This is a genomic window from Azotobacter beijerinckii (assembly GCF_900110885.1).
Classification (GTDB): domain Bacteria; phylum Pseudomonadota; class Gammaproteobacteria; order Pseudomonadales; family Pseudomonadaceae; genus Azotobacter; species Azotobacter beijerinckii.
Map to the genome: position 1 here is coordinate 1 of NZ_FOFJ01000172.1, position 1,230 is coordinate 1,230.

The 1,230-nt window shown below is 67.1% G+C and carries 2 protein-coding genes and 1 pseudogene; all 3 read left to right on the forward strand.

Going from position 1 to position 1,230, the window contains the following annotated elements:
• Positions 1-231, forward strand: a pseudogene (locus BMY22_RS23460) (glucose-6-phosphate dehydrogenase); the annotation flags it as partial.
• 141 nt (positions 232-372) lie between these two features.
• The gene (locus tag BMY22_RS23465; protein ID WP_170849508.1) at positions 373-1,062 is read left to right on the forward strand and encodes a bifunctional 4-hydroxy-2-oxoglutarate aldolase/2-dehydro-3-deoxy-phosphogluconate aldolase; all 690 of its coding nucleotides are present in this window, start codon (positions 373-375) and stop codon (positions 1,060-1,062) included.
• 73 nt (positions 1,063-1,135) lie between these two features.
• Positions 1,136-1,230 (forward strand): pyruvate kinase (locus BMY22_RS24210; protein WP_139204512.1); only part of this gene is annotated, 95 nt, incomplete at its 3' end.

Genomic DNA, 1,230 nt, shown 5'->3' on the forward strand with positions numbered 1-1,230 from the left:
AGGATCCCCGACGCCTACGAGCGGCTGCTGCTGGAGGTGATGAAGGGCAACCAGAACCTCTTCGTGCGCAAGGACGAGATCGAGCACGCCTGGCTATGGTGCGACCGGCTGATCGCCGGCTGGCGCCTGCAGGGCGAGGCGCCCAAGCCCTATGCGGCAGGCAGCTGGGGGCCGCTGGCGTCGATTGCCCTGATCACCCGCGACGGGAAGAGCTGGTATGGCGATTTCTGAGGCCCTCCGGCGGCCCGACCCGAACGAATCCGCGGGCTGTCCGGCCCGCCAGGGACAGCGCTATCCAGAAGCCGGTCCGCACCTGTTTTCCGCATTTCCACGACCTCTACCCGTGCCTGTGAGCCCGAAGGAACAACCGATATGAGCAGCATCCAGAACAATAAGCCGGCAACCTCCCCAGCCGTGCCGAGCATGGCCGACAAGGTTGCCCTGATCGATCGGCTGTGCGCAGAGGCTCGCATCCTTCCCGTCATCACCATCGAGCGCGAGGCGGACATCCTGCCGCTGGCCGATGCCCTGGCCGCCGGCGGCCTGCGCACCCTGGAGGTCACCCTGCGCTCCGAGCACGGCCTGACCGCCATCCGCGTGCTGCGCGAAGCGCGCCCGGAACTCTGCGTCGGCGCCGGCACCGTGCTCGACGAGGAGATGCTGGACGCCGCCGTGGCGGCGGGAGCGCAGTTCGTCATCACCCCCGGCTGCACGCCCGAGCTGCTGAAGGCCGGAGTGAGCTGCCCGGTGCCGTTGCTGCCGGGCATCAGCAGCGCCTCGGAAATCATGCTCGGCTACGCCCTTGGCTACCGCCGCTTCAAGCTGTTCCCCGCCGAGATTTCCGGCGGCATCCCGGCGCTGAAAGCACTCGGCGGGCCGTTCGGCAACGTCCGTTTCTGCCCCACCGGCGGCGTCAATCCGAGCAACGTCAAGAACTACATGGCGCAGCCCAACGTGATGTGCGTGGGCGGCAGCTGGATGCTGGACAGCACCTGGATGCGCGAAGGCGACTGGCAGCGCATCCAGCAGGCCAGCGCCGAGGCCCTGCAACTGCTGGGCTGACCGGCTCGGCCGAAGTTTTTTCCGCGTGCCCGCTTTTGCATAGATAGAAAGTTCCCCTGGAGGACTCTACAAAATGCTGCGAAGAACCAAGATCGTCGCCACCCTCGGCCCAGCCACCGAAACCCCCGAAGTCCTCGAAGGCCTGATCCTCGCCGGGGTCGACGTGGT

Coding starts and splice junctions, on each gene's coding strand:
- BMY22_RS23465 (WP_170849508.1), top strand. CDS start 373: ATGAGCAGCATCCAGAACAATAAGCCGGCAACCTCCCCAGCCGTGCCG.